The sequence below is a fragment of the Actinoallomurus acanthiterrae genome (assembly GCF_054775715.1).
This window is the reverse complement of the sequence record NZ_BAAHCO010000001.1, coordinates 4,175,501-4,188,359: the sequence shown is the minus strand read 5'-3', so window position 1 is coordinate 4,188,359 and position 12,859 is coordinate 4,175,501. Positions and strand designations below refer to the sequence as shown.

The 12,859-nt window shown below is 71.1% G+C and carries 11 protein-coding genes; 8 read left to right on the top strand and 3 right to left on the bottom strand.

Annotated features, from left to right (window positions below; translation table 11 throughout):
- The first annotated feature begins 1 nt into the window (after nucleotide 1).
- The 5 genes from ACYVF7_RS20285 to ACYVF7_RS20265 all read left to right on the top strand — a co-directional run bounded on the left by ACYVF7_RS20285 (nucleotide 2) and on the right by ACYVF7_RS20265 (nucleotide 3,690).
- Nucleotides 2–1,015, top strand: coding sequence for an ABC transporter permease (locus tag ACYVF7_RS20285; RefSeq protein WP_460342689.1), 1,014 nt, complete (start codon nucleotides 2–4; stop codon nucleotides 1,013–1,015).
- Entirely contained in the window at nucleotides 1,012–1,824 is an 813-nt protein-coding gene (locus ACYVF7_RS20280; protein WP_460342686.1) for an ATP-binding cassette domain-containing protein, read from the top strand. Before ACYVF7_RS20285 ends, ACYVF7_RS20280 begins: the two co-directional genes overlap by 4 nt.
- 33 nt (nucleotides 1,825–1,857) lie before the next feature.
- Nucleotides 1,858–2,730 (top strand): carbohydrate kinase family protein, encoded by an 873-nt coding sequence (locus ACYVF7_RS20275; RefSeq protein ID WP_460342683.1) that lies wholly within the window; start codon nucleotides 1,858–1,860, stop codon nucleotides 2,728–2,730.
- A complete protein-coding gene (locus ACYVF7_RS20270) occupies nucleotides 2,636–2,830 on the top strand; it encodes a hypothetical protein (RefSeq protein WP_460342680.1) in 195 nt (64 codons plus the stop codon). Before ACYVF7_RS20275 ends, ACYVF7_RS20270 begins: the two co-directional genes overlap by 95 nt.
- Before the next feature lie 179 nt (nucleotides 2,831–3,009).
- Entirely contained in the window at nucleotides 3,010–3,690 is a 681-nt protein-coding gene (locus ACYVF7_RS20265; protein WP_460342677.1) for an aggregation-promoting factor C-terminal-like domain-containing protein, read from the top strand.
- 57 nt (nucleotides 3,691–3,747) lie between these two features.
- Here the strand turns inward: ACYVF7_RS20265 and glpK (ACYVF7_RS20260) are convergent, their stop codons facing one another.
- Both glpK (ACYVF7_RS20260) and ACYVF7_RS20255 read right to left on the bottom strand, forming a co-directional pair.
- Nucleotides 3,748–5,259 carry a glycerol kinase GlpK gene (glpK, locus tag ACYVF7_RS20260; protein ID WP_460342675.1) on the bottom strand — a complete coding sequence of 504 codons (1,512 nt, stop codon included), beginning with the start codon at nucleotides 5,257–5,259 and terminating at the stop codon, nucleotides 3,748–3,750.
- A gap of 36 nt (nucleotides 5,260–5,295) precedes the next feature.
- Nucleotides 5,296–6,063 (bottom strand): IclR family transcriptional regulator, encoded by a 768-nt coding sequence (locus ACYVF7_RS20255; protein ID WP_460342673.1) that lies wholly within the window; start codon nucleotides 6,061–6,063, stop codon nucleotides 5,296–5,298.
- A gap of 312 nt (nucleotides 6,064–6,375) precedes the next feature.
- Between ACYVF7_RS20255 and ACYVF7_RS20250 the strand changes: the two genes are divergently transcribed.
- The 3 genes from ACYVF7_RS20250 to ACYVF7_RS20240 all read left to right on the top strand — a co-directional run bounded on the left by ACYVF7_RS20250 (nucleotide 6,376) and on the right by ACYVF7_RS20240 (nucleotide 10,688).
- Nucleotides 6,376–7,203, top strand: coding sequence for an MIP/aquaporin family protein (locus ACYVF7_RS20250; protein ID WP_460342670.1), 828 nt, complete (start codon nucleotides 6,376–6,378; stop codon nucleotides 7,201–7,203).
- 74 nt (nucleotides 7,204–7,277) lie between these two features.
- Nucleotides 7,278–8,795, top strand: a complete 1,518-nt coding sequence (gene glpK, locus ACYVF7_RS20245; protein ID WP_460342667.1) for a glycerol kinase GlpK — start codon at nucleotides 7,278–7,280, stop codon at nucleotides 8,793–8,795.
- A gap of 186 nt (nucleotides 8,796–8,981) precedes the next feature.
- Nucleotides 8,982–10,688 (top strand): glycerol-3-phosphate dehydrogenase/oxidase, encoded by a 1,707-nt coding sequence (locus tag ACYVF7_RS20240; RefSeq protein ID WP_460342664.1) that lies wholly within the window; start codon nucleotides 8,982–8,984, stop codon nucleotides 10,686–10,688.
- Nucleotides 10,689–10,864: 176 nt separating this feature from the next.
- Here ACYVF7_RS20240 and ACYVF7_RS20235 read toward each other — a convergent pair whose 3' ends face one another.
- The gene (locus tag ACYVF7_RS20235; RefSeq protein WP_460342661.1) at nucleotides 10,865–12,781 is read right to left on the bottom strand and encodes an ABC transporter ATP-binding protein; all 1,917 of its coding nucleotides are present in this window, start codon (nucleotides 12,779–12,781) and stop codon (nucleotides 10,865–10,867) included.
- Nucleotides 12,782–12,859: the final 78 nt, after the last annotated feature.

The following is a 12,859-nucleotide window of genomic DNA, read 5'->3' as shown; positions in this document are numbered from 1 at the left end:
AATGTCGTCTGCGACCGCCACCGATCGCACCGAGGCGCCGCAGCAGCACGGCCTGCTGTCCCGCGTCTCCCACTTCCTGACCCTCCCGGCCGTGGGACCGCTCTTCGCGCTCCTGCTGGCCTGCGTCTACTTCGCCGCCCGCACCGACCGGTTCCTCACCGGCGCCAACCTGTCGCTGATCGTGCAGCAGGTCATGGTCGTCGGGGCGCTCGCGGTCGGCCAGACGCTCATCATCCTGACCGCCGGCATCGACCTGTCCAACGGGGCGGTGATGGCGCTCGGGTCGATCTTCATGACCAAGCTGGCCGTCAGCAGCGGGGTGCCCGGCGTCCTGGCGATCCTCATCGGCATCGCCGTGTGCACGGCGTTCGGCGCGCTCAACGGCGCACTGGTGACGATGGCGAAGCTGCCGCCGTTCATCGTGACCCTGGGCACGTGGAACATCGCCTTCGCCCTGACCCACGTCTACTCGAAGGACCAGACGGTCACCGGCCTGCCGAAGTCGCTGACCTTCCTGGGCGAGACCTTCCCGATGTACAACACCGACGTCACGTACGGCTCGGTGCTGATGCTGGTGCTGTTCGCGGTGGCCTGGTACGTCCTGCGGCAGACCGCCGCCGGCCGGCACGTCTACGCGGTCGGCGACAACCGCGAGGCCGCCCGCCTCACCGGCATCCCGGACCGCCGCCTGCTGCTCACCGTCTACACGGTCGCCGGGGCCGTCTACGGCGTCGCCGCGCTGCTGCTGGTCGGCCGTACGTCGGTCGGCGACCCGCAGGCCGGGCAGACCGACAACCTCGACAGCATCACCGCGGTGGTGCTGGGCGGGATCAGCCTCTTCGGCGGGCGGGGCAGCATCGTCGGCGCCCTGTGCGGCGCGCTGATCGTCGGCGTGATCCGCAACGGCCTGCAGCTGACCGGAGTGCCGTCCATCTACCAGGTCCTCATCACCGGCATCCTGGTCATCGTCGCGGTGAGCGTGGACCAGCTGGCCCGAAGGAAGGGACGGGCATGAGTCAGACGGAAGGGACCGAGGTGCGCCCGGTGTTCGAGGCGCAGGGTCTGATCAAGCGGTACGGCCACGTCACGGCCCTGTCCGGCGCCGACTTCGAGCTGCTGCCCGGCGAGATCCTCGCCGTGATCGGCGACAACGGCGCCGGGAAGTCCACTCTGATCAAGGCGCTGTCCGGCGCGATCGTCCCGGACGAGGGACGGATCCTGCTGGACGGCAAGCCCGTGCGGTTCCACAGCCCGGCGGACGCCCGCCGGGCGGGGATCGAGACGGTCTACCAGGACCTGGCGGTGGCCCCGGCCCTCGACATCTCGAGCAACATGTTCCTCGGGCGTGAGGTGCGCCGCAAAGGCGTCCTCGGCTCGGTGTTCCGCATGCTGGATCACAAGAGGATGCAGACCGAGGCCAGTGGCCACATGCAGGACCTCAAGATCGGGATCAAGTCCATCAAGCAGGCCGTGGAGACGCTGTCCGGCGGTCAGCGCCAGGGCGTCGCCGTCGCGCGCAGCGCGGCGTTCGCCCGGCACGTCGTCATCATGGACGAGCCGACGGCGGCGCTCGGCGTCAAGGAGTCGGGCATGGTGCTGGAGCTGATCCGGCAGGTCCGCGACCGGGGCCTGCCCGTCATCCTCATCAGCCACGACATGCCCGCCGTCTTCGACGTCGCCGACCGGATCCACATCCAGCGGCTGGGCCGGCGGGTGGCCGTCGTACGACCCGGCGAGGTCGACATGGCCGAGACAGTTGCGATCATGACAGGAGCGGCACCGGGCAACCTCGGCGTCGCCTCGAACGGCAACGGAGCGTCCTGACCGCGCCCCGCGGCCCCGACCAAGGAGAGTGGTGTGATCCCTGACGCCCGCGTCGTCGCGGTCGCCGGTGAGGCGATCATCGATCTCGTCGCCGACGAGCCCGGCGGCCCGTACCTGGCGCTGCCCGGCGGCAGCCCGGCCAACGTGGCCGTCGGGCTGGCCCGGCTCGGCGTTTCGGCCCGGATGATCGCGCGCATCGGCGAGGATCCGTTCGGCCGGACGCTCCGGGCCCACCTCGTACGGAACGGGGTCGACGCGGGCGCGGTCGTGTCCGCCGCGGAGCCGTCGTCGGTGGCGTTCGTCCACCACGAGGAGAACGGGGCGCCGTCGTACGACCTGCGGCTCGAGGGGACCGCCGACTGGCAGTGGACCCCGGAGGAACTGGCCCGCGTGCCGCTCGGCGACGTCGCCGCCCTCCACGTCGGCTCGCTCGCCATGGTGATGCCGCCGGGCGCCGAGATGCTCGCCGACCTCGCCCGCCGGGCCCGGGAGACGGCGACGGTCAGCTACGACCCGAACTGCCGCCCGGACGTCATGGAGCGCCTGCCGGACGCCCGGTCGCGCATCGAGTCGCTCCTGCGTACGGCGGACATCGTCAAGATCAGCGATGCCGACCTGGAGTGGCTGCGGCCCGGCGTCAGCCCCCGGCGCTTCGCCGCCGACCTGGTCGAGGGAACGCCGGGCGTCAGCGTGGTGATCGTGACGCTCGGGGCGGAGGGCGCGCTGGTCACCGCGCCCCACCTCCCGCCGCTCCACCTGCCGGGCACACCCCGTGCAGGTCGTCGACACCGTCGGCGCCGGCGACTCCTACATGAGCACCGTCCTCGCCGGCCTGTACGAGCGCGGGCTGCTCGGGGCCGACCGCCGCCAGGCGCTCCGCTCCGCCCCGGCGTCGGTGATCAGTGAGGTGTGCGCGGAGGCGGCCCGGGCGTCGGCCATCACGTGCGGTCGCCGGGGCGCCGACCCGCCCACCCGCGCGGAACTCGCGGCCTCCCCGGTCACCTGAAGATGTCAGGGCGCCCTGCCGACCCGCGCGGAACCGGCAGCCTTCCCGGTCACCTGAGGATGTCCGGCACGCTACGGAGGCGCGCGTGACCCCGGTCACCTGATCGCGTCACAGATGTCACAACCGAATATCGGCACAAATGGCGTCACCTACGTCGCGACTGGTGCAAGCTGGGAGCCATGTCCCGGCGGAAGACCCCCACCCCCGAACGGCCGACGGGTTCGCGCGCCCTGCGGATCCTGCGACGTGTGGCCGGCAGCACCGGAGCGATCCTGACCCTCGTCGTCATCGTCGCGGTCGTCGTCGTCGCCAACATCGACTTCGGCAAGGGGGCCAAGCCGCCCACCGGCGCCGCGGCGGACGTGTCCACGAACGAGCTCGCCCGGGAACTGGGCGGCTACACGATGGACCCGATGATGGCCAAGGCCCAGGCCACCGCGCGGGAACGCGCCTACCAGGCCCAGCTCGCCGCCGAGCGCGACGCGAAGAAGCGCGCGGCGGCCGAGCGGAAGCGCCGGGAGTGGGAGGCGTTCAAGAAGAAGATGAGCACCAACCCCAGCGCCACGGACAACCAGAAGTACGCCAAGCAGATGAACGCCCTGAAGGGCTGGGGCCGCTGCTGGCCGTCGCTGCTGACCATGTGGAACCACGAGAGCGGCTGGAACGAGCACGCCGAGAACCCCGGCAGCGGGGCGTACGGCATCGCCCAGGCGCTGCCCGGCTCGAAGATGTCCTCGGTCGCGTCCGACTGGCGGACCAACGCGATCACTCAGATCACCTGGGGCCTGAGCTACATCGGCTCCCGCTACGGCGACCCCTGCCAGGCGTGGTCCTGGTGGCAGGCCCACCACTGGTACTGACCTGCCGTCACCGGCGTAGGGCCACGGCGGACGCTCTCGTGCCGAGGGCCCGCCGGGTCACTTGTTGCCGGGTTTGATCCAGTCGAAGGTGCGCTCGACGGCCCGCCGCCAGTAGTCGTACTCGGTCTCCCGGCGGTCGGCGTCCATGCCCGGCAGCCACTGCGCGGCGCGGTGCCAGTTGCGGCGCAGCCCCTCCAGGTCGGCCCAGTAGCCGACGGCGAGCCCGGCGGCGTACGCGGCGCCGAGGGACACCGTCTCGGCCGCCATGGGACGGATGACCGGGACGTCGAGCACGTCCGCGATGAACTGCATGAGGAGGTTGTCGGCGGTCATGCCGCCGTCCACCTTCAGGGCCTTGAGCGCCAGCCCGGAGTCGGCGTTCATCGCGTCGACGACCTCGCGGGTCTGCCAGCCGGTCGCCTCCAGGACCGCGCGGGCCAGGTGCCCCTTGGTGATGTAGGAGGTCAGGCCGACGATGATGCCGCGCGCCTCGCTGCGCCAGTACGGCGCGAACAGGCCGGAGAAGGCGGGCACGATGTAGCAGCCGCCGTTGTCCTCGACGGTGCGGGCCAGCGTCTCGATCTCCGGCGCGCTGGCGATCAGTCCGAGGCCGTCGCGAAACCACTGGACGAGGGCGCCGGTGATGGCGATGGAGCCCTCGAGGGCGTAGACCGCGGGCTCCTTGTCGATCTGGTAGCCGACGGTCGTGAGCAGGCCGTGGGTGGAGCGGACCGGTTCGGTGCCGGTGTTGAGCAGCAGGAAGCTGCCCGTCCCGTACGTGCACTTGGCCTCGCCGGGGGCGAAACAGGTCTGGCCGAACAGCGCGGCCTGCTGGTCGCCGAGCGCGGCGGCGATGCGCACGCCGGGCAGCACGCGGGTGGCGCGGCCGTACGTCTCGGTGGAGGGGCGGATCTCGGGCAGCATGGCGCGCGGCACGTCGAAGAACGCGAGCAGGTCGTCGTCCCAGGCCAGGGTGGTGAGGTTCATCAGGAGGGTGCGGCTGGCGTTGGTGACGTCGGTGATGTGCACGCCGCCCTCGGGCCCGCCGGTGAGGTTCCAGATGAGCCAGCTCTCCATCGTGCCGAACAGCACGTCGCCGCGTTCGGCGCGCTCGCGCAGGCCCGGCGTGTGGTCGAGGAGCCAGCGGACGCGCGGGGCCGAGAAGTACGTCGCCAGGGGCAGTCCGCACCGCTCGCGGACCATGTCGGCGTCCGGGCGGGCGGCGAGCTCGTCGATGAAGGAGTCCGTGCGGGTGTCCTGCCAGACGACGGCGCGGCCGATGGGCCGGCCGGTGTGCCGGTCCCACAGCACCGTGGTCTCGCGCTGGTTCGCGATCCCCAGGGCGGCCACCTGCTCGGGGGTGGCGCCGGCGTGGGTGAGGGCCTCGGGCGCGATCCGCTCGAGGTTGCGCCAGATCTCCATGGCGTCGTGCTCGACCCAGCCGGGCTTGGGAAAGTGCTGCTTGTGCTCACGCTGGGTGACGGAGACGAGCCGCCCTCCGTGGTCGAACAGGATGCAGCGCGTCGACGTCGTCCCCTGGTCGACGGACATCACATAGCGCTCTACCATCGTGCCCTCAGTTCCGGGCGCCGCGGTCGGTGATGGTCACCATCGGGCGGCCCCAAGGTCTCGGGAGACGGCGCGTGCGGCGTCGCGCACGTACGTCACCAGCGTCGGTTTCGGCCGGCCCCTCGGATCGCAGAGGCGCTCGACGGGCCCCGAGATGCCCATCGCGCCGACGACCAGGCCGCCCTGGCCGCGGATCGGCGCCGCCAGGCCCGCCTCGCCGACGGTGAACTCCTCCAGCTCGGCGGCCCAGCCCATCTCCCGGACCTCGCTCAGCGCCCTGGCGAGCTCGCGGGGATGGGTGATGGTCCGCCGGCAGAAGCGTTCGAGATCGGTGTCCTGCAGGGCCGCCATGACGTTCGCGTCGTAGGCGAGGAGCACCTTGCCCAGCGCCGTCGCGTGCGCCGGGAGGAGCGCGCCGACGTCGAGCGCCTGCAGGGTGTCGTCCGGCCGGAACACATGGTGCACGACGAGGACCTTGCCGTCCAGAGGGGTGCCGATCCGGACGGCCTCGCCGCTGCGGGCGGCGAGGGCGTCGGCCCAGTTGATCGCGCGAGAGCGGAGCTCGTTGACGTCGAGGTAGCTGGTGCCGAGGTGGAGGAGGGCGGCACCGAGCTGGTACTTGCCGGTCTCCTCGTCCTGCTCGACGAAACCGACGCCCTGCAGGGTCCGCAGGAGGCCGTGGGCGGTGCCGCGGGCCAGCCCGAGGGAGCCCGCGATCTCGCTGACTCCGAGGCGCCCGGAGCCGCGGGCAAGGAGGCGGAGGATCGCTGCCGCTCGCTCGATCGACTGCACGGGACCTGGCACATAGGCCATGCTAGCGAAGTCGGCACTTATTCGACAATGTCGGCACTTTTCAACCGTCGCACCGCCCTTTCGACGGTGAAACGGGTGTGATCCGACGCGGTTTGTGAAATCCATCACTTCCGCCGACCCTAGCCGCCGTACCGGGAGCAGGCCAGTGTTCGACGACCGTTCGACAATGTCGGCACCTGTCTGTTGACCGGGTCTCACGGGCCGACTTAGCGTCCGGACAGTCGTGAGGGAGCTCACAGCCTCCCTCACGAACGGTGTCTCTCGGTGTCCCTGAGTTGGGGCACCGGCCCCCTAGGAGGAGACGTGGCAGAGCGACTCAAGATCCCCGGGCTGGCCGGGGAACTGGCCGCCGAATTCGCGGGAACCTTGATCCTTATCCTGTTCGGCGTCGGCGTCGTCGCGCAGGTCGTGGCCGGCGGGATCGGCAACCACGACAGCATCGCCTGGGCCTGGGGCCTCGGCGTCACGCTGGGCGTGTACGTCGCGGGCCGGATCAGCGGCGCGCACCTGAACCCCGCGGTGACCGTCGCGCTGGCGGTGTTCAAGGGGTTCTCCTGGCGCAAGGTCCTGCCGTACTCGCTGGCCCAGCTGGCCGGCGCGTTCGTGGCGGCGCTGATCGTGCGCTGGAACTACAGCGAGGTCCTGGCCAAGCTCGACCCCGGCCACACCATCAAGACCCAGGGCGTCTTCTCGACCCTGCCCGGCAACGGCGCGGCGCCCGTGCACACCGGCGGCGCCCTCCGCGACCAGATCATCGGTACCGCGATCCTGCTGTTCCTGATCCTCGCGGTGACGGACCTGCGCAACTCCGCCCCCGCGGCCAACCTCGCCCCGTTCATCGTCGGCCTGATCGTCGTCGCCATCGGCATGGCCTGGGGCACCGACGCCGGCTACGCCATCAACCCGGCGCGTGACCTCGGACCGCGTCTCGCCTCCTTCTTCACCGGGTACGGCACCGCGTTCCGCGACCAGTACGGCGGGCTGTACTTCTGGGTGCCCATCGTCGGCCCGCTCATCGGCGGGGTGCTCGGCGCGGGCCTCTACGAGGTGCTCGTCGGTCGCTTCCTGCCCTCCGACGACGCCCCGGAGCCCGGCCGCGTCCCGTCCGAGGCCGAGCTCGAGAAGGCCTGACCCGATGGACCGGCCGGGCCGCCGGCAGCGGCCCGGCCGGACGGTAGGAATGAAACAGAAGGAAGGCGATATCCATGGCCGACTTCGTCGGAGCGGTTGACCAGGGCACCACGAGCACCCGTTTCATGATCTTTGATCACGGCGGGAACGAGGTGGCCAAGCACCAGCTCGAACACGAGCAGATTCTGCCGAACCCCGGGTGGGTGGAGCACAACCCGACCGAGATCTGGGAGCGCACCCGGGCGGTGGTCGACACCGGTCTGCGCCAGGCGAACCTCAGTGCCACCGACCTGGCCGCTCTCGGCATCACCAACCAGCGCGAGACCACGGTCGTGTGGAACCGCGTCACCGGACGTCCGTACTACAACGCCATCGTCTGGCAGGACACCCGCACCGACCGCATCGCGTCGGCGCTGGAACGCAACGGCCAGGGTGACGTGATCCGCCAGAAGGCCGGCCTGCCGCCCGCGACGTACTTCTCCGGTGGCAAGATCCAGTGGATCCTCGAGAACGTCGAAGGCGTGCGCAAGGCTGCCGAGGAAGGCGAGGCGGTCTTCGGCAACACCGACACGTGGCTGCTGTGGAACCTCACCGGAGGCGTCGACGGCGGCGTGCACGTCACCGATCCCACCAACGCCAGCCGCACCATGCTGATGAACCTGGAGACGCTGGACTGGGACGACGAGCTGCTGTCGTTCTTCAACATCCCGCGGCAGATGCTGCCCGCGATCCGCCCGTCGTCCAACCCGGACTACTACGGCGTCACCCGCCTCCGTGGCCCGCTCGGCGGCGAGGTACCGCTGACCGGCGACCTGGGCGACCAGCAGGCGGCGACCGTCGGGCAGGTCTGTTTCGACCCCGGCGAGGCGAAGAACACCTACGGCACCGGCAACTTCCTGCTGCTCAACACCGGCCACGAGCTCGTACGCTCCAAGAGCGGGCTGCTCACCACCGTGTGCTACCAGTTCGGGAACGACCGGCCGACGTACGCCCTGGAGGGCTCGATCGCGGTCACCGGCTCGGCCGTGCAGTGGCTGCGCGACCAGCTCGGCATCATCTCCGGTGCCGCCGAGAGCGAGGCGCTGGCCCGGCAGGTCGACGACAACGGCGGCGTCTACTTCGTGCCCGCGTTCTCCGGCCTGTTCGCCCCGTACTGGCGTTCGGACGCCCGCGGCGCGATCGTCGGGCTGTCCCGCTTCAACACCAACGCCCACCTCGCGCGGGCCACGCTCGAGGCGATCTGCTACCAGAGCCGCGACGTCGTCGAGGCGATGCGGCAGGACTCCGGCGTGGCGCTCGACGTGCTGCGGGTGGACGGCGGCGTCACCGCCAACCGCCTGTGCATGGAGCTGCAGGCCGACGTCCTCGGCGTGCCGGTCTCCAAGCCGGTCGTCGCGGAGACCACCGCGCTCGGCGCCGCGTACGCCGCGGGCCTGGCCGTCGGGTTCTGGCGCAACACCGACGAACTGCGCCAGAACTGGAACGAGGACGAGCGCTGGGAGCCCCGCTGGAGCGAGGAGCAGCGCGAACGCGGCTACGCCGGCTGGAAGAAGGCCGTGACCCGGACCCTCGACTGGGTCGACGTCGACTGACCCCTCCTTAACGCGGCGGACGGAGCGGTGCGCCCCCGCACCCCGGTCCCCCGGGCATCGCCCCGTCCGCCGCCCTCCCCCATCGGATCCCCCAGCCCCCTGTGGCCGGGGTGGCGCCCCCCGCGCCACCCCGGCCGCCGCACCGACTCCCTTAAGACCCCCCTTCTCTCGGAGGAGAACCCGAACGTGAAAGCCGTATCCCTCGGACCGGCCTACCGCGCGCAGGCCCTGCGCGACCTGGCGGAGAACGAGTTCGACGTGCTGATCGTGGGCGGCGGTGTCGTGGGCGCAGGCGCGGCGCTCGACGCCGTCTCGCGTGGCCTGTCCGTCGCGCTCGTGGAGGCCGCGGACTGGGCGGCCGGGACGTCCAGCCGGTCCAGCAAGCTGATCCACGGCGGCCTGCGCTACCTCGAACAGCGCGACTTCGGCCTCGTACGCGAGGCGCTGCGCGAACGCGGCCTGCTGCTGAACCGCCTGGCACCCCACCTCGTCAAGCCGGTGCCGTTCCTGTTCCCGCTCAAGCACCGGATGTGGGAACGCTTCTACGTCGGCGCCGGCGTCGGCCTGTACGACACCCTGGGCGGCGCCCGGTCGATGCCCCGTCACCGGCACCTGAGCCACCGCGGCGCCCTGAAGATCGCCCCGGCGCTGCGCGGCGACACGTTCGTCGGCGCGATCCAGTACTTCGACGCACAGGTCGACGACGCCCGCTTCACGATGACGCTGGCCCGGACGGCCGCCGGCTACGGCGCCTCCGTGCTGACGCGGGCCCGCGCCGTCGGCTTCCTGCGGGAGGCGGACCGCGTCATCGGCGCACGGATTCACGACCTGGAGAACGACCGGGAACTGACCGTACGGGCCCGGCACGTCATCAACGCCACCGGCGTGTGGACCGACGACGCCGCCCGGTTCGCGGAGGCGCGCGGCGGTCCCCGGGTCACCGCTTCCAAGGGCGTGCACCTTCTCGTCCCCCGCGACAGGATCCGGCTCGACACCGGCCTGATCCTGCGCACCGAGAAGAGCGTGCTGTTCGTCATCCCCTGGGGCCGGCACTGGATCATCGGGACCACCGACACCCCCTATGACCTGGAAAAGGACGAGCCCGCCGCCAGTCAGGCCGACGTCGACTACATCCTCGACCACGTCAACGCGGTGCTGCGCACCCCGATCGCCCCGGAGGACATCGAGGGCGTGTACGCCGGGCTGCGTCCCCTGCTGTCCGGCGGGGCGGACGACACGACCAAGCTGTCGCGGGAGCACACCGTCGCGCAGCCCGTACCCGGGCTCACCGTGATCGCCGGCGGCAAGTTCACCACCTACCGGGTGATGGCCAAGGACGCCGTCGACGCGGCGGCCGAAGACCTGCCCACCACCGTCCCCGCCTCCGTCACCGACCGGGTGCCGCTCACCGGGGCCGTCGGGTACGAGGTGCTGTGGAACGAGCGGCACCGCATCGCCCGGCGCAGCGGCCTGCACGTCGCCCGCGTCGAGCACCTGCTCAACCGGTACGGCGCGTGCGTCGACGAACTGCTGGAGATGATCGAGCAGGACCCGGCCCTCGGCGAGCCGCTCGACGCCGCCGCGGACTACCTGAAGGCCGAGGCCGTGTACGCCGCCTCCCACGAAGGCGCGCTGCACGTCGAGGACGTCCTGCGCCGCCGCACCCGCGCCGCGATCGAGGAGTGGGACCAGGGCGCCGCCGCGGCGGCCGAGGTCGCCGGCCTCATGGCGCCGGTGCTGGGCTGGGACGACGAGAAGGCGAAACGCGAGACGGAGTACTACGTACGGCAGGTCGAGGCCGAGCGCCAGGCCCGCCGGGAGACCGACGACGCCGCCGCGGCCGCCGCCCGCGGCCAGGCACCCGGCCTGTTCACCGAGCGGGCCGCCTCCTGACCTGTTTCCCCCCGGCCGTCCGCCACAGGCGGACGGCCGCTTTCGGTCGTGCGGGTGGGGTGACCTCGGGGGCCACCCCGCCCGCGCCCATCAGTGGTTGATCTCGAACCAGGGGTTCGCCCAGCCGAGATAGTGCTGCCCCCACCTGCCGGAGATCTTTGCCGAGACCTGCCGCCTCACGCGGAACGGATCACCTGGTCGGCGTCGGCGTCGCGGGCGACGAGGGTGGCGTACCGGCCGCCGAGGGCGAGCAACTCCTCGTGGGTGCCGCGCTCGGCGATCCGACCGCGGTCGAGGACCACGATCTCGTCGGCGTCCCTGATGGTCGAGAGCCGATGCGCGATGGTGATCGTGGTGCGCCCGGCCGACAGCGCGTCGATCGCCTGCTGCACGGCCTGCTCGGTCTGGGTGTCGAGGGCGCTGGTGGCCTCGTCGAGGACGAGGATGGGCGGGTCGCGCAGGACGGCGCGCGCGATCGCGAGTCGTTGTTTCTCGCCGCCGGAGAACCGGTATCCCCGCTCCCCAACCAGCGTGTCGTAGCCGTCGGGCAGCGCGGCGATGTGCTCGTGGATCTGCGCGACGCCGGCCGCCGCGACGATCTCCTCATCGGTCGCGTCCGGCTTGGCGAACCGCAGATTCGCCGCGACGGAGGCGTGGAAGAGATAGGTCTCCTGTGAGACGACGCCCACCGCCGCGGTGAGGGTGTCGAAGGACAGGTCGCGTACGTCAAGGCCGTCGATGGTCACGCTGCCCGAGGTCACGTCGTACAGGCGCGGGACCAGGTAACCGAGGGTCGTCTTCCCGGATCCCGTCTCGCCGACGATCGCGAGGGTGCTCCCGGCCGGGACGGTGATGTCGATGTCGCGCAGCGTCTCCCGCTCGGCCTCCGCGTAGCGGAAGCCGACGCCGCGCAGCCGCACGTCGCCGCGGACCTCGCCCACGCGCACGGGGTGTCGCGGTTCGGCGATGTCGACGGGCAGGTCGAGGTACTCGAAGATGCGGCCGAACAACTCGAGTGAGCTCTGCAGGTCCACGCCGACCTGGAGCAGCTGCACCGTGGGCCGGAACAGACTCTGTTGCAGGGTCGTGAAGGCCACCAGCGTCCCGATGGAGATCAGCATGTGGCCGTTCCGCCCGGTGAGGCCGGCCGCCCAGTAGATGACCGCGGGCATGGAGGACATGACGATCTGAATGATGGACTGCCGCCACCGGCCCGCCATGTTCGCGCGCACCTCGAGATCGGACAGCACGGCGGATTCGGCCGCGAAGGAGTCGCTGAGCGCCCGCGAGCGGCCCATCGTGTGCCCGAGCAGGATCCCGCTGACCGACAGGGACTCCTGGACGATCGAGGCCAGCGTGGCGAGCTGCCGCTGCCGCCGGCCGGTGATGCGGCGGCGTTCCTTGCCGACCCGGCGGCTCATCCACACGAACACCGGCATCATGACCAGCGAGACGATCGTCAGCCGCCAGTCCAGGACCACCATGGCGATGACGGTCGCGACGACGGTCGTGAGGTTGGACACCAGCGTGGTCGCGGTCGTCGTCACCGTCGCCTGCATGCCGCCGATGTCGTTGGCGATGCGCGACTGGACCTCGCCGGTGCGCGTACGCGTGAAGAAGGCCAGGGACATGCGCTGTAGGTGCGCGTACACACCGGTGCGCAGGTCATGCATGACCCGCTGGCCCACCTTCGTCGACACATACGCCTGCGAGACGCTGAACGAGCTGTTCGCCACCGAAATGACGATCATGCCGATGGCCAGGACGGCCAGCAGCCCGACGCGTTGCCTCGGCAGGGCGACGTCGATCACCTGGCGGATCAGGAACGGGTTGACCAGCGAGACCAGCGACGACGTGAGGACGAGCAGGCCGACGAAGGCCAGGCTCCACCGGTAGGGCCGGAACAGGCGTACGACCCGCCGGAGCGGAACGCGTGCCGACGGGCCCGCCTCCCCGGTGGGCGGGCTCGGATCCTCGCGGTCGCCGCCGTCCCGGTCCGCCGCCGGCCCTTCGCGCGCAGCCCGGGGCCCGGGGCCGTCGAGGCCAGACTGCTCCGGGAACGGCGGGCCGTGCTTGCGTAGGGGGAAATTCACGGGCGCCTCCACGGCACGGTCGAGGGCAATGCCGACCAAAACAGAGTAACACTCACAATGAGCTTGACTCAGTTTGAG

Excerpts from the sequence above, each read along its gene's own strand:
- ACYVF7_RS20265 (WP_460342677.1), top strand. The coding sequence starts at position 3,010 with ATGTCCCGGCGGAAGACCCCCACCCCCGAACGGCCGACGGGTTCGCGC.
- ACYVF7_RS20280 (WP_460342686.1), top strand. The coding sequence starts at position 1,012 with ATGAGTCAGACGGAAGGGACCGAGGTGCGCCCGGTGTTCGAGGCGCAG.
- glpK (WP_460342667.1), top strand. The coding sequence starts at position 7,278 with ATGGCCGACTTCGTCGGAGCGGTTGACCAGGGCACCACGAGCACCCGT.
- glpK (WP_460342675.1), bottom strand. The coding sequence starts at position 5,259 with ATGGTAGAGCGCTATGTGATGTCCGTCGACCAGGGGACGACGTCGACG.
- ACYVF7_RS20285 (WP_460342689.1), top strand. The coding sequence starts at position 2 with ATGTCGTCTGCGACCGCCACCGATCGCACCGAGGCGCCGCAGCAGCAC.
- ACYVF7_RS20270 (WP_460342680.1), top strand. The coding sequence starts at position 2,636 with ATGAGCACCGTCCTCGCCGGCCTGTACGAGCGCGGGCTGCTCGGGGCC.